Origin of the sequence: Aeromonas sp. QDB31 (genome assembly GCF_027707605.1) — a bacterium.
Lineage (GTDB): Bacteria > Pseudomonadota > Gammaproteobacteria > Enterobacterales > Aeromonadaceae > Aeromonas > Aeromonas media.
In genome coordinates this window covers 51,055-73,742 of sequence record NZ_JAPCIX010000003.1, presented here as the reverse complement: position 1 = coordinate 73,742, position 22,688 = coordinate 51,055, and the positions used below count along the sequence as shown (strand labels likewise).

Below are 22,688 nucleotides of genomic sequence, written 5' to 3'. Positions count from 1 at the left end.
AATGGCCGGGGGAGCTGGCTCCCCCGGCCGTCACGATTTGCAAAGATTCAAGAGCGGAGCTCGTCATGGCTGAAGTAGTACTCAACAACGTTCGCAAGAACTACGATCCGGCGGTCCACAAGGACACGCTGCGCAACATCAACCTCGCCATCAAGGAAGGGGAGTTCATCGTCTTCGTCGGCCCGTCCGGTTGCGGCAAGTCCACTCTGCTGCGGATGATCGCAGGTCTGGAAGACATCACCAGCGGTGAGCTGACCATCGGCGGTCGTTACATGAACGACGTGCCGCCGGTGGAGCGCAACGTGGGCATGGTGTTCCAGTCCTACGCCCTCTACCCGCACATGAACATCTACGAGAACATGGCCTTCGGCCTCAAGCTCAAGAAGATGGACAAGGAGAACATCCACAAGCGGGTAATGCGCGCTGCCGAGATCCTGGGGCTCGAGCCCCTGCTGGACAGAAAGCCCAAGGCCCTCTCCGGCGGTCAGCGCCAGCGGGTGGCCATCGGCCGCTCTATCGTCCAGCAGCCGCAGGTGTTCCTGTTCGATGAACCCCTGTCGAACCTGGACGCCGCCCTGCGGGTGAAGATGCGCATCGAGATCGCCAAGCTGCACAAGGAGCTCAACTCCACCATCATCTACGTGACCCACGATCAGGTGGAGGCCATGACCCTGGCCAACCGCATCGTGGTGCTGAGCCCGCTCAAGGGTGAGGCGACCACCAACCTGGAGCAGTTCGGCACCCCGCTTGAGCTCTACCACAACCCGGACAACAAGTTCGTGGCAGGCTTCATCGGCTCCCCCAAGATGAACTTCCTGGCGGGTGAGCTGCTGGAGATCGGCGAACAGGAGTGCGTGATCAAGCTGACCTCCGGCGACACCGTGCGTGCCCGGGTCGATGCTCGCAGCGGCGCGGTCGGTGACAAGGTGGAGCTGGGCATTCGTCCCGAGCACCTGGTACCGCTCGATCATGCCCATGCCGACAGCAAGGTGAGCGGCGTGGTGCAGGTAGCCGAGCACCTGGGTGCCGAGTCCTTCGTCTACATGGACGTGGATGGTCACGACTTCACCGTCAAGGCCAGCTCAGACGTGGACGTGGCCACGGGTCAGGAGTACAGCGTCGGCATTCCGGCGGAGGCTTGCTACCTGTTCGATGCCAAGGAGCAGGCATTCCCCCGTACCGCCAGATATATCCGTACTTGATGATTTTTTGCGTTGGTTTTCCTTAGTATTCAATGCCTTTTTGCCGGTCGAAAGACCGGCTTTTTATTGCCTGTCGTTTCGGTAACCGAGCCGGCAGGGTTCAGGCTTCGAGATCGGCGGTGATGTCGGGCACGAAGGTCTGGCTGGTCAGGGGCGGGCGCTCATAGCCCTCGGTCTTGATGGGGGGCAGGGTGATGGGCTCGTAATGGATCGCCTCGTAAGGCACCTTGCCGAGCAGGTGGGCGATGCAGTTGAGGCGGGCGCGACGCTTGTCGTCGGCATCGACCACGAACCAGGGGCAGTCCTCGGTATCCGTGTAGGTGAACATGTCATCCTTGGCGCGCGAATACTCCACCCAGCGGGAGCGGGATTGCAGGTCCATGGGGCTGAACTTCCAGCGCTTGATGGGGGTGTTGATGCGCTCCTTGAAGCGCTTCTCCTGCTCCTCGTCACTGACCGAGAACCAGTACTTGATGAGGGTGATGCCGGAACGAGTCAGCATTCGCTCGAACTCGGGGCAGGCACGCAGAAACTCACGGTATTCGGCGTCGGTGCAAAAGCCCATCACCCGCTCCACCCCCGCCCGGTTGTACCAGGATCGATCGAACAGCACCATCTCGCCCGCCGACGGCAGGTGGGCGGCATAGCGCTGGAAGTACCACTGGGTGCGTTCCCTGTCCGAGGGGGCTGGCAGGGCGGTGACCCGGCAGACCCGAGGATTGAGCGGCTCGGTGATCGCCTTGATGACACCCCCCTTGCCGGCGGCGTCGCGCCCCTCGAACAGCACCACCACCTTGAGTCCCTCCTGCTTGACCCATTCCTGCAGCTTGACCAGTTCCTCGTGCAGGCGGGCGAGGCTGTGCTCATAGGTTTTCTTGTCCAGGCGCGGGCGTTTCTTGCTCTTTTCCTTCTGCATGGTCTTCTCCTGTTCGAGTCCTTTCTGTGGGTTGCCCCAGCTTGCCCCAGGGAGGCGCCACTGCCAAGGCCGACGTGTTACACTGCCGCCCCATCGCTGGCAGCAAGACAGAAGAAAACATGAGGCAATGTATGGCGATTGATACTGCCGCCTCATCAGCCGCTGGCAATCGAAAAAACATGAGGCAATGTATGGCGATTGATACTGCCGCCTCATCAGCCGCTGGCAACAGGAGATGACATGAAGCATTTTATGGAGATAGCGGGTCGCCGCATGGCCTATCTGGACGAGGGGCAGGGCCCTGTGCTGCTCTTTGGCCACAGCTATCTGTGGGACAGTGCCATGTGGGCGCCGCAAGTCGAGGCGCTCAAGGGCAGCTATCGCTGCATCGTGCCCGAGCTGTGGGGCCACGGTGATTCCGACGTGCTCCCTGACGGTGGTTGCACCCTGGCAACCCTGGCCCGGGATCACCTGGCACTGCTCGATGCCCTCCACATCGAACAGTGCGTGCTGGTGGGACTCTCCATCGGCGGCATGTGGGGCGTGGAGCTCGCGCGCATGGCCCCGGCGCGGCTCAAGGGACTGGTGCTGATGGATACCTTCGTTGGCTGGGAGCCCCAGATCCCCTGTGAGCGCTACCTCGGCATGCTGGCGATGATAGAGCAGCTGGGAACCCTTCCTGCCCCCGTCATCGAGCAGGTGGCGCCGCTCTTCTTCGCCCATGAGCCGGATCCCGCCCTGATGAGCGGCTTCAAGGTGCGGCTCGCCCAGTGGCCAGCGGACCAGGTGGCGAGTCTGGTGGCGGTGGGGCGCAGTTTCGTGACTCGGGAGGATCGCATCGAGTGGCTCGAAGAGATGGCGATGCCGAGCCTGGTGATGACAGGCTGCGAGGACAAGGCGCGCCCGGTGCTGGAGGGCTATCTGATGGCCGAGGTGCTGAACTGCCCCTTCAGGGAGATACCGGGTGCGGGCCACATCTCGACCCTGGAGAACCCCGAGTTCGTCAACCGGAGGCTGGCCGAGTTTCTGGCCGGGTTGCAAGGGTGATGCATTGCCCGATAGCACAAGAAAAGGAGCCATGGGCTCCTTTTCTGTTATTCAGTCCTGCCGGATGGGGTTACCAGATATAGCCCACGCCGAAGCCGGCGTAGAGTTCGCCATCGTGCTGGACGATGGGGCTGTTGGCGATGTCGTCGTCGTAGCGTTCGTAGTTGGCGGCAAACATGCCGATCCAGTGGGGGCTGAAACGGTAGCTGGTGATGATGGCCACCATGGGGGAGAGGGTGGTGCCCGTGTCCCACTCGGGGCGCTGTGCCCTGGCTTCGCTGCCCGAGACGCCGCCGAAGTAGTAGTTCGCCATCTTGTCGCTGCGGATCATCATCCCCATGCCGGGCATGATGAGCAGCTTGTCACGCAATATGGGGAAGTCGGCCCACAACAGCAGTTCCTGGCCGTTGCTGGTGCCGGTCACGTCCGTGCTGAGGCGGGTGCTGAGCAGGGCGTAGGGGGTGATGAGGCTGGCGCCGACGCCCCCTTCCAGCTGCCACTTGCGCTGCTCCATGCCTGCGAGTTCGGGGGCATCGTCCGGGTCGAGATTGCCAAAGCGCACCCGGCCGTAACCGTAGGCGGCGAAGTTGTCATCCTTGTGGAAGTAGTAGCGGGCCCTGTCTCCGAGGAACATGAATTGATCGCCGAAGTAGACGGCACCCGGCACCGCCAGGGCCGTGTCGTCCTGCCCCTGATAGCGGGCATCGCCACCGATGACGGCACCGCCCAGCACCAGCCCCTTGGGCACCGGGCTGGTGGGGCTGTCCTGCACGAAGATATCGAGGGAGCCGAGATCGACCTCGGCCCGGGCCGGGGTGGCGAACAGCAGGGTCAGGAGCGCGCCAAGGGCGGCGCGGTGGAGGGGGCGAACAGGGGGCATGGACTGATCCTTCAGAGTCGGGGCTGGCAGAGCATACTGCCGATGACCTTGTCAGTGAAGCCTGTTTTTATTTGAAATTCAAGTCGATAGCGTCACGGTGTCCCGCCTGGATTCAGGCGGGAACGGAGTCTGTGGTCGACGAGATCGCGGCAATAACAGAAAAGAGGCGGCGGCCTCTCCCGTCATCAGGGGGCGGGGCGGGGAAGATCGTCCCGTTTGGGCCAGGCGTTGAGCACCGCTTTCACCAGGGTCGCCAGGGGAATGGCGAAGAAGACGCCCCAGAAGCCCCAGAGCCCGCCGAACACCAGCACGGCGATGATGATGGCCACCGGGTGCAGGTTGACCGCCTCGGAGAAGAGCAGGGGTACCAGCAGGTTGCCGTCGAGGGCCTGAATGACCAGATAGGCCACCATCAGCCAGGCGAAGTCCGGGGTCAGTCCCCACTGGAACAGGGCCACCATGGCGACGGGCACGGTCACCGCCACGGCCCCAATGTAGGGGATGAGCACGGAGAAACCGACCGCCACCGCCAGCAGCACCGAGTAGCGCAGCCCCATCAGGGCGAAGGGCACATAGGTCGCCACCCCGACGATGAGGATCTCGATCACCTTGCCGCGGATGTAGTTGATGATCTGGTCGTTCATCTCCACCCAGACCCGGTTGACCAGGGTACGGTTGCGGGGCAGGAAGCGGCGCAGGCCGCCCATCAACACCTGCTTGTCCTTGAGCATGAAGAACACCATCAGGGGCACCAGGATGGCGTAGATGAGGATGGCCACCACGTTGATGAGGGAGCTGAGCGAAGCGCTCACCAACTGCTCGCCGCCTGCCAGGATACGCTGACGGATGTTGTCGATGATGGTCTCGACCAGGCTGACGTCGATGATCTCCGGGTACTTTTCCGGCAGGGTGCGCACAGCGTCCTGGGCATGGGCCAGCATGGACGGCGCCTCCTTGGCGAGGTTGACCCCCTGGCTCACCAGTGTGGGAATGAGGCCCAGCACCATCAGGGTGGTCACCGTGATGAACAGCAGCAGCACCAGGCTGGTGGCGAAGGTACGGGAGAGCCCGGTGCGTTGCAGCCGGCTGACCGGCCACTCCAGCAGGTAGGCCATCACCACGGCCACCAGCAGCGGCGCCAGCAGATCGCCGAACAGCCAGAGCACCGCGAAGCAGAACACCAGCAGCAGGAACAGGGTGACGGCATCGGGGTCGGAAAAACGGGTCTGATACCAGCGCTTCAATACATCTAACATCGAGGCTTCCTTGGTTTATCGGGTCATGGCGATGGAAAGGGTCGATCCGGTGTTGGTCCATATCATGGGCATTGGCACCATCATGATGGCCGGTTTTGGACGACGAGCCGCAGGGTGAGAGCGGCTTCCGACTCCTGCAGACGCTGTACCTGATGGCCCTGCCGCAGCAACCAGGCCGGAATGTCTTGGCGGGAGCCGGGATCCTTGAGCAGGATCAGCAGGGATTGACCGGCCCGGGCGCCGCGCAACCAGAGCTTGAGCCGGATCAGCGGCTCCGGGCAGCGCCAGGGGGTCAGGTCGAGCTGTTCCCAGTGCGGTTCCATATCGGGGGAGGCTCCATGGTGCGTGATGGCCGTCATTATGGCCGCGATGGGAGGGCGAAACAACGCTTGTAGGCCTTGATGGGCAAGGGTATTCTGCCCCCGAGCACTTTCTGATGGAGATAGAAACACAGTGGCCCGCTTTTCCCCTTTGATGGCATCACTTCCCCTGCTGGTCTCCCTGATGGGTGCCACCTTCCATGCCCAGGCGAACAACCAGTTGCCCGACATCGGCACCGCCGGGGTCGCGGCCCTGCCCATCGAGCAGGAAGTGCGCTATGGCAACGCCTTCATGCGGTTCGCCCGGGCGGGCTTGCCCATCATCGATGATCCCGTGCTAAACGAATACATCGACGATCTGGGTCAGCGATTGCTCACCAATGCCGACGGGGTACGTTTCCCCTTTACCTTCTTCCTCATCAACGATCCCAGCATCAACGCGGCCGCGTTCCTCGGCGGGCGGGTCAAGGTGCACACCGGCCTCTTCCTCTACGCCGACAGCGAGAGCGAGCTGGCCTCGGTGCTGGCGCACGAAATCACCCACGTGACCCAGCGCCACATCGCCCGTTACATGGAGGCGCAGGCGAGCAGCTCGGCCATGACCCTGGCTGGCCTGGTGGGCTCCATCGCGCTTGCGGTGATCAACCCCACCGCCGGTATCGCCGCGCTGCAGACTACCCTCGGGCTCTCCATGCAGTCGGCCATCAACTATACCCGTGACAACGAATACGAGGCGGATCGCATCGGCATGAAGACGCTGTATGACGCCGGTTTCGATCCCATGGGCATGGCCAACTTCTTCCAGAAGCTGGCGGCGGAGTATCGCTACGCCAGCAAGCCGCCCGAGATGCTGCTCACTCACCCCCTGCCCGAGACCCGGATCAGCGAAGCCCGCGCCCGGGCGGGCAGCTATGGCCGCCGAGCCTTGCCCCCCAGCCTCGACTTCTGGCTGGCCAAGGTGCGCATCCAGGTGCGTTATGGCACCGAGAGCCCTCAGGCGCTGCTCACCTATTTCGACAGCCGCCTGCAGAAGGGGGACTACCCCCTCAAGGACGCCGCCACCTATGGCAAGGCGCTGGCCCTGTTGCAGCTCAAGCGCACCGACGAGGCCGATACCCTGATGCAGGGGTTGGCGGCCCGCCATCCGGAAGATCTGTTCGTGGTGGATGCCCTGACCGACATCGATCTCGCCAAGGGGCGCAGCGCCCAGGCCATCGCCCGGCTGGAGCGCTTCCGCACCCGGATGCCGGACAACGAGGTGGTAGTGGTCAACCTCGGCAACGCCTATCTGGAAGGGGGCAATTACCATAAGTCCATCGCCATCCTGGACCCCTATGCCCGGGAGCACGACGAGAACAGCCTGGCCTGGAGCCTGCTGTCGGACGCCTATCGCAAGGCGGGACGAATGACGGATCTGCACATGGCACGGGCGGAGACCCTCTCCCTGCGCGGCGACTACCAGGCGGCCATTGACGAGCTGATCGTGGCCCGCGGCACCACCAGCGACAAGCTGACCCTGGCCCGCATCGAGGCGCGCATCACCCAGCTGGAGCGGGCGAAGAAGGATCTGGACAGCCTGAAGGGCTAGTCCGGCTCACCGCTCCTGTGACGAAACGGGGTGCACCAGCGATGGGGCACCCCGTTTCGTCATGGGGCCATCAGGGCTGTGCTGCAGCCCAGGCCCTGAGGTCGGCGAGCCTGTGTTCATCTATCTCTCCCACCAGTGTCTCCTGCAACCGGCCCTCGCCATCGAGCAGGTAGCTGGTTGGCAGCGCGCCGGGTCTGGGGAAGGGGAGGCTGGCTTCATCGAGGGGCACCATCAGGGGGACGGCTATCTGATGGCGCCGGGCCAGCTCGGCCAGCTCACCGGGGGAGGCGGGATCATAGTTGATGGCGATCACTCCAATCCGCCCCTCCCGGTGCAGCGCCGCGAGCAGGGGCATCTCCCGCAGACAGGGGGCGCACCAGGGGGCGAAGTAGTTGACCAGCAGGGGCTTGCCCGCCAGGGCGCTCAGGCTGATGCTCTTGCCCGTCTCGTCGGTGAAGTCGGGCGCCGGGCTGCAGGCCCCCAGCAGGGTCGCCACAATCAGCCAACAGATTCGTTTCATTTCCATATCCTTCCCGCTTACCCTGCCCATCCGTTTCCCCTACAATAGCGCCATTTGTTGTCCCATCTTGCAATATCAGGGAGTTACCATGAGCGAGACCCAAATCTATCACAACCCGCGCTGCTCCAAGAGCCGTGAAACCCTGGCCTTGCTGGAACAGCACGGAATAGCCCCGGAGGTGGTGCTCTATCTGGAACAGGCGCCGAGCGAAGACGATATCCGCACCCTGTTGAGCCAGCTCGGTTTCACCGATCCGCGCCAGCTGATGCGCACCAAGGAAGATCTCTACAAGGAGCTGGGGCTGGCCGAGATGAGCGGCGATGCCCTCATTCGCGCCATGCACCAGCATCCGAAGCTTATCGAACGCCCCATCGTCATCAAGAATGGTCAGGCCCGCATCGGCCGTCCGCCCGAGCAGGTGCTGGAGATCCTCAAGTGAGCACCCGCTTCGCCCGTCTGCTGACCCTGGTCGGCTTCTTCGGCCTGCTGGGCTGGGTCATCCTCTGGCATCTGTGGCTGTCACCCCATCCGGATCTCAATCCCTGGCTGCTGCCGGTGATCTGGACGGTGCCGCTGCTCTTCCCCTTGAAGGGGATAGTGCAGGGCAACCCTTACACCCATGCCTGGGGCAACTTCGTGCTGATGCCCTACTTCCTCCACGCCCTCACCCTGATCACCACGGATGAAGGGGAGCGGTGGCTGGCGGTGGTGGAGCTGGTGTTCACCACTCTGGCCTTCGTCGGCACCATCTATTACGCCCGCCTGCGCGGTCGTGAGCTGGGCCTGAGCATTCGCAAGAAGAAGGAAGATCGCTGAGCCGCTCTGCCGCTGGCAGTCGTGCAGCCCCCATCAAAAAGGCCCCTTTCGGGGCCTTTTTGTCATCCAGGGAGGTCAGAGCGTGTTCTTGTAGATCTTGCCGTCCTTCATGATCACCTTGAAGTGCTTGGCCGGATCGGCCACCAGGGAGAGATCCTTGAGCGGGTCACCGTCGATCAGCAGCAGATCGGCCAGCGCCCCGGCCTCCACCACGCCCAGCCTGCCCGGGTAGGGGCTGCGCGGGCCGGAGAGGGCCAGCAGCTCGGCGTTGTCATGGGTGGCCATCCTCAGCACCTCGGCCGGGGTATACCAGGTGCCCATCTTGGCCAGCATGGTGCCCTGACTGGCGGCGGCCTGGGCGCTGAACAGGGCGTCGGTACCGAACGCGGTCTTGATGCCGTACTTCTTGGCCATGGCATAGGCGTGGTCGGTGCCCTTGTACATCTCAAGCTGCTTCCGACGGTTGGCCGAGCCCTCCGGGAAGGGGGACTTGCGATCGTCGGTGAAGGGTTGCAGGCTCCACCAGACCCCCTTTTCGGCCATCAGTCTGGCAGTGTCCTCGTCGAGCATCTGACCGTGGTCGATGCACTTGACGCCTGCCTCGATGGCCTGGCGCACCGCCTTCGGGGTATAGGCGTGCACGGTCACATAGGTGCCCCAGTTGTCGGCGGCCTCCACCGCGGCGCGGATCTCCGGCACCGTGTACTGGGTCACATCGATGGGATCATAGTTGGAGGCCACACCGCCACCGGCCATCACCTTGATCTGGGAGGCGCCGAGGGCGAGTTGCTCGCGGGTGCGCTGGCGCACGGCATCCGGACTGTCGGCGACCATGGCCGCGTTGGCCCGCTCGCCGAAGGAGTATTGTCCCGCCAGTGCCGGCAGTTCGTTGGGCAGGCGGAAGTCGCCGTGGCCACCGGACTGGGAGATCATGGCGCCGGCCGGCCAGATACGCGGTCCATTGATCAACCCCATGTCGATCCCCTTCTTGAGGCCGAACACGGGGCCGCCGAGATCACGGGCACTGGTGAAGCCGCGCATCAGCATGTCGTTGGCCGCCCTGGTTGCCGCCACTGTGGTGAAGGTGACGTCGTTGGTCAGCACGGCAATCTGCGGCAGGGTGGCGAACATCAGGTGGGTATGGGCGTCGATGAGGCCCGGCATCAGGGTCTTGCCCTGGCCGTCGATACGCTGCACTTCGCCTTCCACCTTGATGCCGCCCTGGCTGAGCCTGGTGATCAGGCTGCCTTCCACCAGGACGGAGGAGGGGGCGCTGAGTGCACTCCCCTTGCCATCGAAGATACGCACGTTTTCAAACAAGATGGCTGCATGAGCTGGCTCGGTGGCGTGAACGGCACCACCGGCCAGGAGGGCGCCGCACAGGGCGCTACAGAATAATCGCAATGACATGAAGAGGTCTCCTTGGGTCTTGAGGGGGCTGAGTCTAGCCCAGCCGCACCCGTTCAGCCTGAGCCCGGGCTGAGCGGCATCGCCAGTCTCCTCCCTTTTGGGGTGCCATAAAAGACCCAATCTGATCCAGCTTTCGTTTCCTCCCTTGCCCTGCCAGCCTTGTCTGAAACAGGATCAAGGCATCTAACCTGGGGGTCCTTGAGGATCTCTGGTGGCGCGGTAGTGGGCGAGCTGCCGCTCACTGAAGCAGATCAACGCGGGATAGAAGCGCAGAAACCCCCGCTCACACTCGTGCCAGCGGCCCTCATCCAGGGTATGGAGTGCCTCTCCCAGCAACAGGGGGCGACGCAGGCGGCGGCCGATGCCGTTGAGGGCCTGACTCAGCCCCTCCCGGTGCCGGTATGAGGCGATCCAGTCTTGCTCGGCCATCCGCCTGAGGGGCACCGGCAGGCCCTCCGGCAGACGGTGATGATCCGCCAGCAGTTGACCATAGCTCTGTTGCAGGAAGCGGGGCAGGGGTTGCGGGCTGAATTGCTGCCAGTGGCGACTCAGCCAGTGGTCGTAGAGCATGTCCACCAGGATGCCGCCAAAGCGGCGCCAGGGGGCCTCGAAGCTGGCGACCGCCGCCCTGTGCTCGGGGTGGGCATCGGTGAAGGCGTCTATCTTGCGGTGCAGCCAGATCCCCTCATCGAAGGGGGGCTCGAGCCCCGTGGGCAGCGGCCCCTTGACGAAGTCTCCCAGCAGGTTGCCAGTGAGGGAGCTTCGGGTGTGGGCCGCCAGGTGAAGGTGCGCCAGGTAATTCATGGGATCAGGGTCGTGTGCAGATCGATGACAAGGTGCTCCGAGCCTAGCGGATCCACCTTCTGTTGACCATGGTCCGGGTTTTTGCAACGGACCTGAAACGCCCCCTTGCGGGGCAAATTTTGGGCGTGCTAAGGTGGCTGACATCTTTGTCACAGGACACGACAAACCATCATGATGCGCAAAGCCAGAGGCTTTTTTCTGGCCTTCTACTTCAAGCCTTTCTACCTCTCCGAGTGGTTCGACGAATAAGTCGAGGCCCCGGAGCAGTTCATTGACGCCCGCCGATCACTGACGCCTGCCGATCATTGATACCCACGGGGCGTGATCTCGCTCATCCGCGTTTTGCCGTTTGTTGGCCATCGCTTGCCCACGCTTGCGATGCCTTGACCGCGCCTGTGCGCTTTCTATGTAATGGAGTACTCATGATGAATACCAAACTGACCCTGTCAGCCCTGTTTGCTGCCTGCCTGCTCACCACCCCCGTCACGGCCAAGGAGTGGAAAACCGTGCGTTTCGGTGTGGAGGGCGCCTATCCTCCCTTCTCCTGGACCGATGCCTCGGGGGAGATCAAGGGCTTTGACATCGATCTCGCTCATGCCCTGTGCCAGCAGATGGCCGTCAAGTGCGAGCTGGTGGCGCAGGATTGGGACGGCATGATCCCCGCCCTGTTGTCGCGCAAATACGATGCGATCATCGCCGCCATGTCGATTACCGACGAGCGGCGCAAGAAGGTGGATTTCACCGAGAAATATGCCCATATCCCCAACCGCTTCGTGGCGGCCAAGGGCACCGAGCTGGCGCTGACCCCGGCGGGGATGGCAGGCAAGCGCATCGGTGTGCAGCGTGCCACTACCCACGACAAGTACCTGACGGATAACTTTGGCTCCGATGTCACCATAGTGCGCTACGGCAATGCCGATGAGGCCTATCTCGATCTGAAGGCGGGCCGGGTGCTCGCCTTGCTGGCCGATGCCTCGGCCATCGATCAGGGGCTGCTCAGCAAGGCGGGCGGGGACAAGTTCGAGTATGTGGGGCCGGCCCTGACCGATCGCCAGTGGTTTGGTGACGGCATGGGGATTGCGGTACGCAAGGGCGATCAGGATCTCAAGGCCAAGTTGGACGAGGCGATCAAAATCCTGCGTGCCAATGGCAAGTATCAGGAGATCAACCAGAAGTACTTCAAGTACGATATTTATGGTGGCTGATGGGGGGAGGGAGCTTGCTCCCTCTCTTTTTTTGCAGCAAGAGGTGATGAAACAAGGAGATACCCCATGTTGACCCTGATCGAGGGTGCGGAAATTCATAGCCCGGTCCCGCTCGGCCAGCAGGATCTGCTGGTGGCCGATGGCCGCATCGCCTGGCTGGGGAAGGGGCTGACGGTTCCCCCTGACTGGCCGCTGGTGCGTGTCGACGGCCGTGGCCGCTATCTGGTGCCCGGGTTGGTGGATCCCCTGGCCCACATCACCGGGGGCGGTGGGGAGGGGGGCTTTGCCTTTCGCACCCCAGAGCTGGCGGCAAGGGAGGCGCTGAGTGCGGGGGTCACCACGTTGGTGGCGGCGCTTGGCACCGACAGCCTGACCCGCACCCCGGCCCAGGTGCTCGGCAAGGTGCGTGAGTTTCGTGCCGTCGGGGTGAGCGCTTACATGTACACCGGCTCCTATCACCTGCCGGTCAAGACCCTCACCGGATCTGTGGAGTCGGACATCATGCTGATCCCCGAGGTGCTGGGGGTGGGGGAGCTGGCCATCAGCGATCACAGATCCAGTGCGCCGACGCATGACGAGCTGGCACGGCTGGTGAGCGAGGCGCGGGTGGCCGGGCTGCTCGCGGGCAAGAGCGGGGTCAGCTTCTTCCACGTCGGGGACGGCCGCGGGGCGCTGGCGCCGCTGCGGGCCCTGCGCGATGGCACCGACATTCCCCTGCGCCAGCTCTATCCCACCCACTGCAACCGCAACCCCTGGCTCTTTGCCGAGGCCATCGATTGGGGCCGGGCCGGGGGCTGGGTCGATCTCACCACCTCGAGCTTCCCCGAGCTGCTGGACGATGGCGAGCAACTGGCGGCAGAGGCGCTGGTGGCGCTGCTGGAATCCGATGTGCCTGCCGATCGCATCAGCTTCAGCTCTGATGCCAACGCCAGCCTGCCGCGTTTCGATGGCGAGGGGCGCCTCATCGAGTTGCGCTGCGGCCAGATTGCCAGCCTGTGGCAGGAGTGCGTCCGTGCCTGCGCTCTCGGGGTGTCGTTCGAGGTGGCTCTGGGAGTGGTCACGGCCAATCCGGCGCGGGCCCTGGGGCTGGCAGGCAAGGGGGTGATAGCGGTGGGGCTGGATGCGGATCTGCTGCTTATCGACCCGAATACGTTGGCCATCCAGCGGGTGATGAGCGGCGGTCAGTGGCGAACCTGAGCCAGTGTGCGTCCGTCAGTAAACAGAAAGCCCGGCACTGCTGCCGGGCTTTTTTCCACCTGGGGTCGCACCAGGCTCAGATAGCGAGGAAGCCCAGTATCAGGATGGGGCCGAGCAGGCTCAGGATAAAGCCCGAGACGATGGCCACAGGGACTACCTGGATGCCGCCGGATTTCTGAATGACCGGCAGGGTGAAGTCGAGCGCGGTGGCGCCGCCGTAACCGATGGCGGCGGAGGGGTGGCGACGCATCAGCACCGGAATGATGAGAATGGCAATGAGCTCGCGCCCCAGATCGTTGATAAAGGCGGCGGAGCCGAGCACTGGCCCCAGCTTGTCGGCCACCAGGATGCCCGACAGCGAATACCAACCGAAGCTGGAGCTCATGGCCAGCCCGTGGGCAAAGGGCATGCCCAACAGCTGTGAGGCCAGCAGGCTGCCGAGCCAGCTGCTGAGGATGACGGTGGCGGCTATCTTCATGCCCCAGGGGTTGAGCAGGATCTGGCGCAGCCGCATGCCGGAGTTGCGCATCTGGATGCCGATGAGCAGCAGCAACAGCATCAGGGCCCACTCGCTCCACTTGTCGATGGGCAGGGTGCGCAAGCCCACCAGCAGCCCTAGCAGCACGCCGCCGAGCACCACGAAGCAGAGCTGGAGAGACTCCCACAAGAGGTGCAGCTTGCTCGGCATCTTGCCGTCGCTCGCCTCATGGGTGGGCGGACTACGCCTGTCCAGCCACCAGAGCGCCAGCAGGTTGCAGACGGTGATGGCGGCCAGCATCACCCCGGCCACCTTGAAGATCACCGCCAGGTTGCTGCCGAGGTCCTCCACATAGGCGAGCCCCAGCCCCATCAGGAACAGGATGAGATAGACCATCTTGCCCAGCGATTGATTGACCAGCTTGATGAGCCGCTGACTGGAGAGGGGAACAAGATAGCCGATGGCCAGGGGTAACAGGATCAGCAACACATTCAGCAACATTGGGGCCTCGGTCACAAAACTGGTAAAAACGGCACCTTATCACGACTTGTTGCATCTGTGTCACATATCCGTGTATTTGAATGCCCCAGACGGGGCTTTTTTATCACATTGTTATGTTTTTTCGATGACTGGCGGAATGGACTGGCTGTGTGAAACGGGGGAGCATCACCAGTAAAATCAATTCCATCCTCATATAATTGTGCGATGGCTTCACCAGAGGAGGATGAATAAAGTCGTTTTGGGTGACATCTGGTGTGGATAGTGGAATATTCTTGCCAGTAGGGCGTTGCAGGTATAAAAGTGCGGTATCCGAGAACCGACTGAAAATGGATTTTATGCAGACAAAGTGCTGAAAAATACCGATGAGGCCAATAAAAATACAGATAAAACACCAAATACCTCGGTTCTGTATTGTTTTTTGACTACCTGAATGATATTTTCGCTGAAGGTTGCCATCGGTTAACGTTTTGTTAAATTGACGATGGTGGGATCACGCCGTAGCGGCGTCTAGGGACAGACAAGGTTGTAATGGATGAGCGACGTTGCCGCACTGGAAGTTCGTGAACTGCACAAGTATTTTGGCACCCACGAAGTGCTCAAGGGCATCGATATGACGGCCCACAAGGGGGATGTGATCTCCCTGATCGGCTCCTCGGGTTCGGGGAAGTCGACCTTTCTACGCTGTATCAATCTGCTGGAAACCCCCTCTTCCGGCACGGTTTCCCTCCATGGCGAACTGATCCGCATGAAAAGCAATCGGGCCGGTGAGCGCCTGCCTGAGGACATGCGTCAGGTGGAGCGGATCCGCAGCCGCCTGGCCATGGTGTTCCAGAGCTTCAACCTCTGGTCGCACATGACCATCATGCAGAACATCATCGAGGTGCCCATCCAGGTGCTCAAGGTACCCCGTGCCGAGGCCATCGCCAAGGCGGAGCTGCTGCTCAACCGGGTGGGTCTGTGGGAGCGGCGCGACTACTACCCCGGTCATCTCTCCGGCGGCCAGCAGCAGCGGGCGGCCATTGCCCGGGCGCTGGCGGTGGATCCCGAGGTGATGCTGTTCGATGAACCCACCTCGGCGCTCGATCCCGAACTGGTGGGGGAGGTGCTCGGCCTGATGCGCGAGCTGGCCGAGGAGGGGCGCACCATGCTGGTGGTCACCCACGAGATGTCGTTTGCCCGTGACGTGTCCAACAAGGTCATGTTCCTGCATCAGGGGCGGGTGGAGGAGGAGGGCAATCCCAAGGAGATCTTCGCCCATCCCAAGTCGGAGCGATTCAAGCAATTCATCTCTTCCATCTATTGATGGACGGGCTGTATTTTCAACAATCTGCGTTTTCAATGATCGACGTGTTTATCAAGGAGAGATACATGAACAAGCTGATGCTGGCGACTGCCGTGATGACGGCCCTGTGTTCCGGTAGCCTGATGGCCAAGGAGTGGAAAGAGGTGCGGATCGGGGTGGAAGGTGCCTATCCTCCCTTCTCCTGGACCGAGCCGAGCGGCGAGGTGAAAGGCTTTGACATCGACATCGCCAACGCCCTGTGCGAAGAGATGAAGGTGAAGTGCACCCTGGTCAAGCAGGACTGGGACGGCATCATTCCGGCGCTGTTGTCGCGCAAGTATGACGCCATCATCGCCACCATGGACATCACCGAAGAGCGCAAGAAGAAGGTGGACTTCACCCAGAAGTACCAGCACATTCCGGCCCGCTTCGCCGCCAAGAAAGGCACTGACGTGCAGCTCGACAAGGCCTTCATGGATGGCAAGACCATTGCCGTGCAGCGCGCCACCTCCATGGACACCTACATCACCGACAACTTCCCCAACGCCACCATCAAGCGCTACGGCACCGCAGACGAAGCCTATCTCGATCTGAAATCCGGCCGGGTTGACTACGTGATGGCCGACTCCGCCGCCATCAGTGATGGCCTGCTGAAGAAAGAGGGTGGCGATGCCTACGAGTTCGTCGGCCCGAAACTGACCGATCCCAAGTGGTTTGGCGAGGGGGCCGGCATCGCGGTACGCAAGGCAGACAAGGATCTGAAAGAGAAATTCAATGCCGCCATCCTGGCCCTGCGCGCCAACGGCAAGTACAAGGAAATCAACGACAAGTACTTTGATTTCGACGTGTACGGCGAGTAACCCCCTGGCGCGCTACCCCGGGTAGCCGCCGAAGGGATTGCGGCGAATCATCACGACAGGTTGACCCTCGTCTGTAGTCACCGGGCCCGTTGTCTCTCGCAAGGGAGCGATGGGCCCGCTTAGTTGCAATGGAGCTGCATGTGTTTGGTTTGAAAGGATATTGGGACGGGCGATCCCGCTCAATGCGTTGCAATGGAGCCGCATATGTTTGATTTGAAAGGATACGAAACCTCCCTGCTGGAGGGGGCCTGGGTCACCCTGGAGGTGGCATTGGCCTCTCTGCTGCTGGCGCTGCTGCTGGGCATGCTGGGTGCCCTGGCCAAGCTCTCTCCCTACAAGTGGGCGCGCGGCATCGCGACCGCCTACACCACCGTCATTCGCGGCATCCCGGATCTGGTGCTGATGATGCTGCTGTTCTTCGGCGGCCAGGTGCTGATCAACGGGATCTGCAGCTGGGTCAACGAGGCCTACAACAACTACCTGCTGGAGAGCAACCCGAGCCAGGAGTGGGTCTCCCTGCTGCCGGATTATATCGACATCAGCCCGTTTGCGGCCGGGGTCGCCACCATCGGCTTCATCTTCGGTGCCTACATGACCGAGACATTCCGCGGCGCCATCCTGGCGGTGGACAAGGGGGAGCTCGAGGCGGCGCGCGCCTTTGGCATGCGGGCGACCCAGGTATTTGTGCGGATCCTCTTCCCCCAGATGATGCGCCACGCCTTGCCGGGGTTTGGCAACAACTGGCTGGTACTGCTGAAAACCACGGCGCTGGTCTCTATCATCGGGCTCGATGACATGGTGCGCAAGGCGTCGCTGGCGGCGGGCTCGACCCAGCAGCCCTTCACCTTCTACATGGCGGTGGCGCTGATCTTCCTGATCTTCACCGCAGTCTCCACCTCGGCGCTCAAGTGGGCCGAGCGTCACTACGCCATCAAGACGAGGTAAGCCATGGATTTCTCGATCATTCTCACGGAGTGGCCCACCTACTGGGAAGGTTTCTACACCACCATCTGGCTGGTGGCGGTGTCCCTCATGCTCGGCCTCATGCTGGCGGTGCCCATGGGCATTTTGCGCAACAGCCGCAACTGGCTGATCAAGGGGCCGATCTGGGCTTATATCTACTTCTTCCGCGGCACTCCGCTGCTGGTGCAGCTGTTCATCATCTACTACGGCGCCGCCCAGTGGGAGTGGCTGAAAAACGGCCCCGCCTGGGCGCTCTTCTCCGAGGCCTGGTTCTGCGCCCTGCTGGCGTTTACCCTCAACACCGGTGCCTACACCGCCGAGATAGTGCGCGGCGCCGTGCTGAACATGCCAAAGGGACAGATCGAGGCGGCCAATGCGTTTGGCATGAGCCGCTGGCAGACCCTCACCCGCATCATCCTGCCCAACTCGTTTCGCCGTGCGCTGCCAGCCTACAGCAACGAGGTGATCTTCATGCTGCAGGGCTCGGCGGTGGCGGGCATCATCACCATCGTCGACCTGACCGGTGCGGCGCGGATCATCAACTCCCGCTACTACAGCCCGTTCGAGGCCTTCTTGACCGCAGGCCTGCTCTACATGCTGCTCACCTTCGCCATCGTCTGGCTGTTCAAGAAGTGGGAGGCCCGCTGGCACGCCCACCTGCGCCCCCGCAGCGTGTGACAGAAATGAAAAAAGCCCGCAGCTGCGGGCTTTTTTTATGGCGCCGGCCTCTGCTGGCTCACCGCCCCAGATATTCCCTGTCGAAGAAGGTGTTGACCCAGTGGGGTCGATAGACGGCGAGCAGTGTCATGGCCATGCCGTTGAGCAGGGCCTCGGGGAAGAGCAGCAGCGGCCAGATGGAGAGGTAGTCGGCACTGATGGTGTGCCAGGGGTAGGCGCCGCTCATCCCCATCAGCAGGGCACTGGCGAGGATCTTGACCGAGATGCTCAGGGCCCCGCCGAGGAAGGCGGCCACGAACAGATAGACGAAGAGGTGGCGGGGCATCCAGGCCCAGCTTGCCAGAAACAGCAGCCAGCTGGTGGCCACCGGCAGCGCGACGCCGATGAGCGCCTGCCAGCCGAACTCCGCCAGATCGGTGACACCAAAGGCCCCGAGGATCAGCAGGGTGAGGCAGGGGGCCAGCAGGGCGAGGCGCCAGCCCAGCAGCAGGGTCAGGCTGGTGAGACCGAGAAAGTGGATCTCCAGCCCCTCATGGAGGCCTGCCCGCAAGGTCCAGAGCGGCACCAGGACGATGGCACTTCCCAGGCAGAGGTGTTGATAGAGGGGGTGGTCGTGGAGGGTGCGCAGCAGGGAGGCGTTCAGGCTGAAGGCGAGCAGCACCAGCCAGAGCAGGAGGGCGGCGACTTGTCCTTCACTCATGACATGTTCCCTCGGATGTCATTGCCCGGTGATGAGTCCGGGCGCTGGCGGTGCAGTGAAAAGAGGCCGCCCAATCCCGGGCGGCCTCCTGTCTCAATACTTCACGTTGGGGTGGTACTTGCCGAGGATGGCCTGGACCCTGTCCATGGTCTCCTTGCTGGGGGGCTTGATCCCGGTCAGATCGTAAGTGTCTCCCAGCACGTCCCACTTGTGTTTGCCCAGTTCGTGGTAGGGCAGCAGTTCCACCTTCTCGACGCAATCACCGAGCTCTGCGATGAACTGACCGAGCCCTTCGGCGCTCTCGTCATCATCGGACCAGGTCGGCACCACCACGTAGCGGATCCACATGGTCTGGCCGCGGGACGCCAGGTAGCGCGCGAACTCCAGGGTGTACTTGTTGCTGACGTGGGTGAGGGGGATGTGCTTCTCGTCGTTGATCTGCTTGATGTCCAGCAGCACCAGATCGGTGTTGTCGAGCACCCGATCGAGCAGCTCGTCGTAGTGACGCACGAAGCCGTTGGTATCCAGGCAGGTGTGGATCCCCTGCGCCTTGCAGGCGGCAAACAGTTCGGCGATGAACTCTTGCTGCAGCATGGCTTCCCCACCGGAGGCGGTGACGCCGCCGCCCGAGGCATTCATGAAGTGGCGGTAGCTGGTGAGATCCTGCATCAACTCGGGCACGGTGACCTCGCGGCCGCCCTGGGTGTCCCAGGTGTCCCGGTTGTGGCAATACTTGCAGCGCATCAGGCAGCCCTGCATGAACACGATGAAGCGGATGCCGGGGCCGTCGACGGTGCCACAGGTCTCGACGGAATGGATCCGGCCAATGATGTCGGGATTGCTGGTGTCGCTAACGGTGGCGGCAGGGATCCGCTGAGTGCCCTGATCGGCAGGGCCGCTGGTTTCAACGGCAGGGATCCGGTTAATGACTGACATAGACGACTCCAATTGTTCGGACAGGGTTCGAGCGGTCGTTATTTTATGACATAAAGCCCTATAAATCCTACCTGTTTAGCCGGTTGGGGTGGCACCCAGCAGACTCTCCAGTGCCTTGACGGGAAGCGGGCGGCTGGTCAGGAAGCCTTGATAGTGCTGGCATCCCAGTGCCTTGAGCACGGCCAACTGCTCTTCCTCCTCCACCCCTTCGGCGGTCACGGTGAAGCGAAACACCTTGGCGAGATCCAGAATGGCCTTGACGATGGCCTTGTCCTGCTCGCTGTGCACCAGCGTCTGGATGAAGCTCCTGTCCAGTTTGACCTCATCGGCGGGGAGATCGCGCAGATACGCGAGAGAAGAATACCCGGTACCGAAGTCATCGATGGAGATGAGGATGCCCAGCGCCTTGAGCTGGCGGATCTTGGCGATGCTGTCCAACCGGTTTTCCAGCACCACGGACTCGGTGACCTCCAGCAGCAGGCGCGATGGCGGCACCCCGGTATCGCGCAGCACGTACTCCACCTGCTGCACGAAGCCGGCGGTGTGGAACTGGCGGGCACTGACGTTGACCGACAGATGGGGGATGGCGAGGCCGTTGTTGAGCCAGAAACTGTACTGGGCGCAGGCCGTCTTCATCACCCAGTAGCCTATCTCCTGGATCAGGGTGGTCTCTTCGGCGATGGGAATGAACTCCCCGGGGGGGATCATGGTGCCGTCCATCTTCTGCCAGCGCAGCAGCGCCTCCACACCCGAGAGGCTGCCGTTGTCGACTCTGTACTGGGGCTGATAGTGCAGCACCAGCTCGTTGTTGCGTAGGGCATCGCGCAGCTGGTTGCTCAGGGAGAGCTTGCTCTTCTCCTTCTCCGCCATGGCCTCGCTGAAGAAGATGTGGTTGCCCTGGCCGGCGCGTTTGGCCATGTGGACGGCGGTGTCGGCCTGCTGCATCAGGATCAGGTGATCCTTGTCATCGTCGCTGAACAGGCTGATCCCCACGGAGGCACTGCAGTGCAGCTTGTGATCGCCGATGTCGAAGGGGAGCCGGAAGATCCCCATCAGCTCCCGGGCAAAGTGCTCCGCCAGGATCTTGGCGGTGATGTAGCCCTGGCCCAGCGCCGTGAACAGCAGGGCGAATTCGTCCCCCGAGGTGCGGGCCAGCACCAGGTTTTCCTGGGGCAGGGACTTGAGCCGCACCACCACGGCTTGCAGCAGCAGATCGCCGCAGGCATGGCCGAGGGAGTCGTTGATCGACTTGAAGTTGTCGAGATCCAGCAGCAGCAAGGCCCCCCACTGCCCGCTCGGGGTCTGCAGGGTGCGCTGCATGATGTCGTTCAGGCTGCGTCTGTTGTAGAGGTCGCACAGATCGTCGTAATAGGCGAGCCGCTCGATGTGGCGGGCCGCCTCCTTCTCCTGGGTGATGTCGTGGAAGCTGCAGACGAAATGGCTGATCTCGTCCTCCTCATCCTTGACGCCACTGACCATGAGCCGTACTGGGAAGAGATGGCCATCCCTGTGCAGGCACTGCTCCTCGCCGAGCCAGTATCCCTGCTCATCGACGGCGACGATGACCTCCTCCTTCAGGCTGTCGCCATAATAGGTAGGCCGCAGGGCCTCGATATGCTGACCGAGCATCTCCTCGCTCGCAAAGCCGGTGATGCGGCTGAAGGAGTCATTGACCTTGAGGATGATGCCGCCGTGGTCCATCACCAGCAGACCGTCGTGGGTGTTGAAGGCCACCTCGGCCAGGCGCAGGGCATCGTCGTTGGCGAGGCGCTGCAGTTCGATGGCCGCCCGTTCACGCTGTTCGTAGAGGGCATCGAGCAGGGGAATGGGGTCGGCCAGCGGCCCGTCCAGCAGCAGGGCGATCTGACCGAGGGGGGCGCCGCCTTGACCCTGGAGGGGGATGCCGATGTAGGCCTTGGCGTTGAGGGCCAGCAACTGGGTGGCCTGGGGATAGCGCAGCGGCAGGTCTTCCACATAGAGGCTCTGGCCGTGCTGGAAGATCTCCCGGCCCGGGCCTATCTCCATCCGCATGGGCTTGACCGCGGAGAAGGTCTCTCCTTCCAGCATGCAGCGCGGGATGAGCCAGAGATCCTGGCCGCGCAGCTGAAACTCCCCGAGCCAGCCGATGCGGGCGCCGCTCGCCGTCATGGCCCAGCGCACCAGGGCGCGGCAATACTCATTGCCGGTCTTGCAACTGAGCCCGCCTGGCAGGGTGAAAGGGGAGTCCTCGGCTATCTCGGGTTCGGGCTGCCAGTGACCCAGCAACTGGGCGCAGTGGCGCACCAGCTGCAGCGTCTCTTCGCCGATCAGGGTCGTCTCGGCGTATTCGAGGCTGAGCACGCCGATGAGTTTCTCCTGCTCCAGCAGGGCGCCGTCCAGGCGGGAGCTGACATTGGCATTGGCCAGATAATAGTGCTGGCTCAGCATGGGCTGGTGTGCGGCTTCCGAGAAGCTCAGGGCGCTCCGGGTACGCAAGGCCCGGATGTAGCGGCTGTCACCGCGAATGGCACCGACAGAATCCGCATTCAGGGTGAAGACCGGGGTCAGCTGCTCGCTGCCGAGGGGACCATTGGCCTGGTAGTGCCAGAGGATCAGGCGATCGGCCCCCAGGCACTCCCTGAGGCTCTCCAGCATGGCGGCATACTGCTGCTGGCTGGCCATCTGGCTCAGGCGCGGCAGTTGCAGCGACAGGCTGGCTGCGCTCTCCTGGGACTGGGTCTGCAGGCAGATGAGCCAGAAGGCGTCCTGTTCATGGGAGAGGGAGATATGCCACTGCTGGGCGGCAAAGCGCAGCAGCAGCTTGCCCCCCTTGCCGCTGGCCAGCCGCTGCTCTATGGGTTGGCGCAGGGCATCAGGCAACTGAGCCGGCCAGGCGCTGCGGGGCTCATCGAGCCAGTGGAGCGGGGTCTGCATCACATCGGTCAGGGCGACCAGCCGTTGACTACGGGTATCCAGGCGAAAGAACAGGGGGGCCTGGCTGGCTGTCGGGAGATGGCTGAGCGCGGTAGACGACATGAACGGACACTATCCTGTTGAGCAATTGTCGGAGGGCAAGAATACTGCAAATCCGTGGCAAACAAAATTTCATTGAAACCTAAATTAGATTGTTCTAATTTTAACTCAATTTCT

22 protein-coding genes are annotated in these 22,688 nt (G+C 62.5%); 11 read left to right on the top strand and 11 right to left on the bottom strand.

Annotated features, from left to right (window positions below):
* Positions 1-65: 65 nt before the first annotated feature.
* Positions 66-1,202: an ABC transporter ATP-binding protein gene (locus PG898_RS04015; RefSeq protein WP_005328154.1), complete on the top strand. Its 1,137-nt coding sequence runs from the start codon at positions 66-68 to the stop codon at positions 1,200-1,202.
* A gap of 100 nt (positions 1,203-1,302) precedes the next feature.
* Here the strand turns inward: PG898_RS04015 and ppk2 are convergent, their stop codons facing one another.
* Complete coding sequence (ppk2, locus tag PG898_RS04010; protein ID WP_042648271.1) at positions 1,303-2,118, bottom strand: polyphosphate kinase 2; 816 nt, start codon at positions 2,116-2,118, stop codon at positions 1,303-1,305.
* A gap of 240 nt (positions 2,119-2,358) precedes the next feature.
* On the opposite strand from ppk2, the gene PG898_RS04005 reads away from it, so the two are divergent.
* On the top strand, positions 2,359-3,165 hold the full coding sequence (locus PG898_RS04005) for an alpha/beta fold hydrolase (RefSeq protein ID WP_171269103.1): 807 nt from the start codon (positions 2,359-2,361) through the stop codon (positions 3,163-3,165).
* A 70-nt stretch (positions 3,166-3,235) separates the two neighbouring features.
* Here the strand turns inward: PG898_RS04005 and PG898_RS04000 are convergent, their stop codons facing one another.
* From PG898_RS04000 to PG898_RS03990, 3 genes are all read right to left on the bottom strand, one after another.
* Positions 3,236-4,045 carry a MipA/OmpV family protein gene (locus PG898_RS04000; protein ID WP_171269102.1) on the bottom strand — a complete coding sequence of 270 codons (810 nt, stop codon included), beginning with the start codon at positions 4,043-4,045 and terminating at the stop codon, positions 3,236-3,238.
* A gap of 185 nt (positions 4,046-4,230) precedes the next feature.
* Complete coding sequence (locus PG898_RS03995; RefSeq protein ID WP_042648268.1) at positions 4,231-5,301, bottom strand: AI-2E family transporter; 1,071 nt, start codon at positions 5,299-5,301, stop codon at positions 4,231-4,233.
* Positions 5,302-5,381: 80 nt separating this feature from the next.
* Positions 5,382-5,624 carry a sulfurtransferase TusA family protein gene (locus tag PG898_RS03990; protein WP_171269101.1) on the bottom strand — a complete coding sequence of 81 codons (243 nt, stop codon included), beginning with the start codon at positions 5,622-5,624 and terminating at the stop codon, positions 5,382-5,384.
* A gap of 130 nt (positions 5,625-5,754) precedes the next feature.
* Between PG898_RS03990 and PG898_RS03985 the strand changes: the two genes are divergently transcribed.
* Entirely contained in the window at positions 5,755-7,209 is a 1,455-nt protein-coding gene (locus PG898_RS03985; RefSeq protein WP_364576666.1) for a beta-barrel assembly-enhancing protease, read from the top strand.
* A gap of 70 nt (positions 7,210-7,279) precedes the next feature.
* On the opposite strand, the gene PG898_RS03980 is transcribed toward PG898_RS03985, so the two are convergent.
* The gene (locus PG898_RS03980) at positions 7,280-7,759 is read right to left on the bottom strand and encodes a TlpA disulfide reductase family protein (RefSeq protein ID WP_042648265.1); all 480 of its coding nucleotides are present in this window, start codon (positions 7,757-7,759) and stop codon (positions 7,280-7,282) included.
* 58 nt (positions 7,760-7,817) lie between these two features.
* On the opposite strand from PG898_RS03980, the gene arsC reads away from it, so the two are divergent.
* Both arsC and PG898_RS03970 read left to right on the top strand, forming a co-directional pair.
* Positions 7,818-8,168, top strand: a complete 351-nt coding sequence (gene arsC / locus PG898_RS03975; RefSeq protein WP_043130031.1) for an arsenate reductase (glutaredoxin) — start codon at positions 7,818-7,820, stop codon at positions 8,166-8,168.
* Positions 8,165-8,545, top strand: coding sequence for a DUF2069 domain-containing protein (locus PG898_RS03970; RefSeq protein WP_043130029.1), 381 nt, complete (start codon positions 8,165-8,167; stop codon positions 8,543-8,545). The genes arsC and PG898_RS03970 overlap by 4 nt, the downstream gene beginning before the upstream one ends.
* A gap of 75 nt (positions 8,546-8,620) precedes the next feature.
* On the opposite strand, the gene PG898_RS03965 is transcribed toward PG898_RS03970, so the two are convergent.
* Both PG898_RS03965 and PG898_RS03960 read right to left on the bottom strand, forming a co-directional pair.
* Positions 8,621-9,955, bottom strand: a complete 1,335-nt coding sequence (locus PG898_RS03965) for a metal-dependent hydrolase family protein (RefSeq protein ID WP_171269099.1) — start codon at positions 9,953-9,955, stop codon at positions 8,621-8,623.
* Positions 9,956-10,138: 183 nt separating this feature from the next.
* On the bottom strand, positions 10,139-10,759 hold the full coding sequence (locus PG898_RS03960) for an acyl carrier protein phosphodiesterase (RefSeq protein ID WP_171269098.1): 621 nt from the start codon (positions 10,757-10,759) through the stop codon (positions 10,139-10,141).
* 425 nt (positions 10,760-11,184) lie between these two features.
* Between PG898_RS03960 and PG898_RS03955 the strand changes: the two genes are divergently transcribed.
* Both PG898_RS03955 and iadA read left to right on the top strand, forming a co-directional pair.
* Positions 11,185-11,964 (top strand): ABC transporter substrate-binding protein, encoded by a 780-nt coding sequence (locus PG898_RS03955; RefSeq protein WP_408749932.1) that lies wholly within the window; start codon positions 11,185-11,187, stop codon positions 11,962-11,964.
* 66 nt (positions 11,965-12,030) lie between these two features.
* Entirely contained in the window at positions 12,031-13,161 is a 1,131-nt protein-coding gene (gene iadA, locus PG898_RS03950; protein WP_171269097.1) for a beta-aspartyl-peptidase, read from the top strand.
* A 76-nt stretch (positions 13,162-13,237) separates the two neighbouring features.
* On the opposite strand, the gene PG898_RS03945 is transcribed toward iadA, so the two are convergent.
* Positions 13,238-14,140 carry a lysine exporter LysO family protein gene (locus PG898_RS03945; protein WP_171269096.1) on the bottom strand — a complete coding sequence of 301 codons (903 nt, stop codon included), beginning with the start codon at positions 14,138-14,140 and terminating at the stop codon, positions 13,238-13,240.
* A gap of 532 nt (positions 14,141-14,672) precedes the next feature.
* Between PG898_RS03945 and PG898_RS03940 the strand changes: the two genes are divergently transcribed.
* The 4 genes from PG898_RS03940 (at position 14,673) to PG898_RS03925 (ending at position 17,923) form a co-directional block, all read left to right on the top strand.
* Positions 14,673-15,443: an ABC transporter ATP-binding protein gene (locus PG898_RS03940; RefSeq protein ID WP_005332890.1), complete on the top strand. Its 771-nt coding sequence runs from the start codon at positions 14,673-14,675 to the stop codon at positions 15,441-15,443.
* Between the two features lie 65 nt (positions 15,444-15,508).
* Complete coding sequence (locus PG898_RS03935) at positions 15,509-16,282, top strand: ABC transporter substrate-binding protein (RefSeq protein WP_041206090.1); 774 nt, start codon at positions 15,509-15,511, stop codon at positions 16,280-16,282.
* A gap of 204 nt (positions 16,283-16,486) precedes the next feature.
* Positions 16,487-17,227 (top strand): ABC transporter permease, encoded by a 741-nt coding sequence (locus PG898_RS03930; RefSeq protein ID WP_005332892.1) that lies wholly within the window; start codon positions 16,487-16,489, stop codon positions 17,225-17,227.
* A 3-nt stretch (positions 17,228-17,230) separates the two neighbouring features.
* A complete protein-coding gene (locus PG898_RS03925; RefSeq protein ID WP_043130022.1) occupies positions 17,231-17,923 on the top strand; it encodes an ABC transporter permease in 693 nt (230 codons plus the stop codon).
* 58 nt (positions 17,924-17,981) lie between these two features.
* On the opposite strand, the gene PG898_RS03920 is transcribed toward PG898_RS03925, so the two are convergent.
* The 3 genes from PG898_RS03920 to PG898_RS03910 form a co-directional block, all read right to left on the bottom strand.
* A complete protein-coding gene (locus tag PG898_RS03920; RefSeq protein ID WP_171269095.1) occupies positions 17,982-18,623 on the bottom strand; it encodes an energy-coupling factor ABC transporter permease in 642 nt (213 codons plus the stop codon).
* Positions 18,624-18,716: 93 nt separating this feature from the next.
* Complete coding sequence (gene pflA, locus PG898_RS03915) at positions 18,717-19,559, bottom strand: pyruvate formate lyase 1-activating protein (protein WP_171269094.1); 843 nt, start codon at positions 19,557-19,559, stop codon at positions 18,717-18,719.
* A gap of 75 nt (positions 19,560-19,634) precedes the next feature.
* Positions 19,635-22,574, bottom strand: coding sequence for a sensor domain-containing phosphodiesterase (locus PG898_RS03910; protein ID WP_171269093.1), 2,940 nt, complete (start codon positions 22,572-22,574; stop codon positions 19,635-19,637).
* Positions 22,575-22,688 lie beyond the last annotated feature (114 nt).

Coding starts and splice junctions, on each gene's coding strand:
- PG898_RS04015 (WP_005328154.1), top strand. CDS start 66: ATGGCTGAAGTAGTACTCAACAACGTTCGCAAGAACTACGATCCGGCG.
- ppk2 (WP_042648271.1), bottom strand. CDS start 2,118: ATGCAGAAGGAAAAGAGCAAGAAACGCCCGCGCCTGGACAAGAAAACC.
- PG898_RS04005 (WP_171269103.1), top strand. CDS start 2,359: ATGAAGCATTTTATGGAGATAGCGGGTCGCCGCATGGCCTATCTGGAC.
- PG898_RS04000 (WP_171269102.1), bottom strand. CDS start 4,045: ATGCCCCCTGTTCGCCCCCTCCACCGCGCCGCCCTTGGCGCGCTCCTG.
- PG898_RS03995 (WP_042648268.1), bottom strand. CDS start 5,301: ATGTTAGATGTATTGAAGCGCTGGTATCAGACCCGTTTTTCCGACCCC.
- PG898_RS03990 (WP_171269101.1), bottom strand. CDS start 5,624: ATGGAACCGCACTGGGAACAGCTCGACCTGACCCCCTGGCGCTGCCCG.
- PG898_RS03980 (WP_042648265.1), bottom strand. CDS start 7,759: ATGGGCAGGGTAAGCGGGAAGGATATGGAAATGAAACGAATCTGTTGG.
- arsC (WP_043130031.1), top strand. CDS start 7,818: ATGAGCGAGACCCAAATCTATCACAACCCGCGCTGCTCCAAGAGCCGT.
- PG898_RS03965 (WP_171269099.1), bottom strand. CDS start 9,955: ATGTCATTGCGATTATTCTGTAGCGCCCTGTGCGGCGCCCTCCTGGCC.
- PG898_RS03960 (WP_171269098.1), bottom strand. CDS start 10,759: ATGAATTACCTGGCGCACCTTCACCTGGCGGCCCACACCCGAAGCTCC.
- PG898_RS03955 (WP_408749932.1), top strand. CDS start 11,185: ATGAATACCAAACTGACCCTGTCAGCCCTGTTTGCTGCCTGCCTGCTC.
- iadA (WP_171269097.1), top strand. CDS start 12,031: ATGTTGACCCTGATCGAGGGTGCGGAAATTCATAGCCCGGTCCCGCTC.
- PG898_RS03945 (WP_171269096.1), bottom strand. CDS start 14,140: ATGTTGCTGAATGTGTTGCTGATCCTGTTACCCCTGGCCATCGGCTAT.
- PG898_RS03940 (WP_005332890.1), top strand. CDS start 14,673: ATGAGCGACGTTGCCGCACTGGAAGTTCGTGAACTGCACAAGTATTTT.
- PG898_RS03935 (WP_041206090.1), top strand. CDS start 15,509: ATGAACAAGCTGATGCTGGCGACTGCCGTGATGACGGCCCTGTGTTCC.
- PG898_RS03930 (WP_005332892.1), top strand. CDS start 16,487: ATGTTTGATTTGAAAGGATACGAAACCTCCCTGCTGGAGGGGGCCTGG.
- PG898_RS03925 (WP_043130022.1), top strand. CDS start 17,231: ATGGATTTCTCGATCATTCTCACGGAGTGGCCCACCTACTGGGAAGGT.
- PG898_RS03920 (WP_171269095.1), bottom strand. CDS start 18,623: ATGAGTGAAGGACAAGTCGCCGCCCTCCTGCTCTGGCTGGTGCTGCTC.
- pflA (WP_171269094.1), bottom strand. CDS start 19,559: ATGTCAGTCATTAACCGGATCCCTGCCGTTGAAACCAGCGGCCCTGCC.
- PG898_RS03910 (WP_171269093.1), bottom strand. CDS start 22,574: ATGTCGTCTACCGCGCTCAGCCATCTCCCGACAGCCAGCCAGGCCCCC.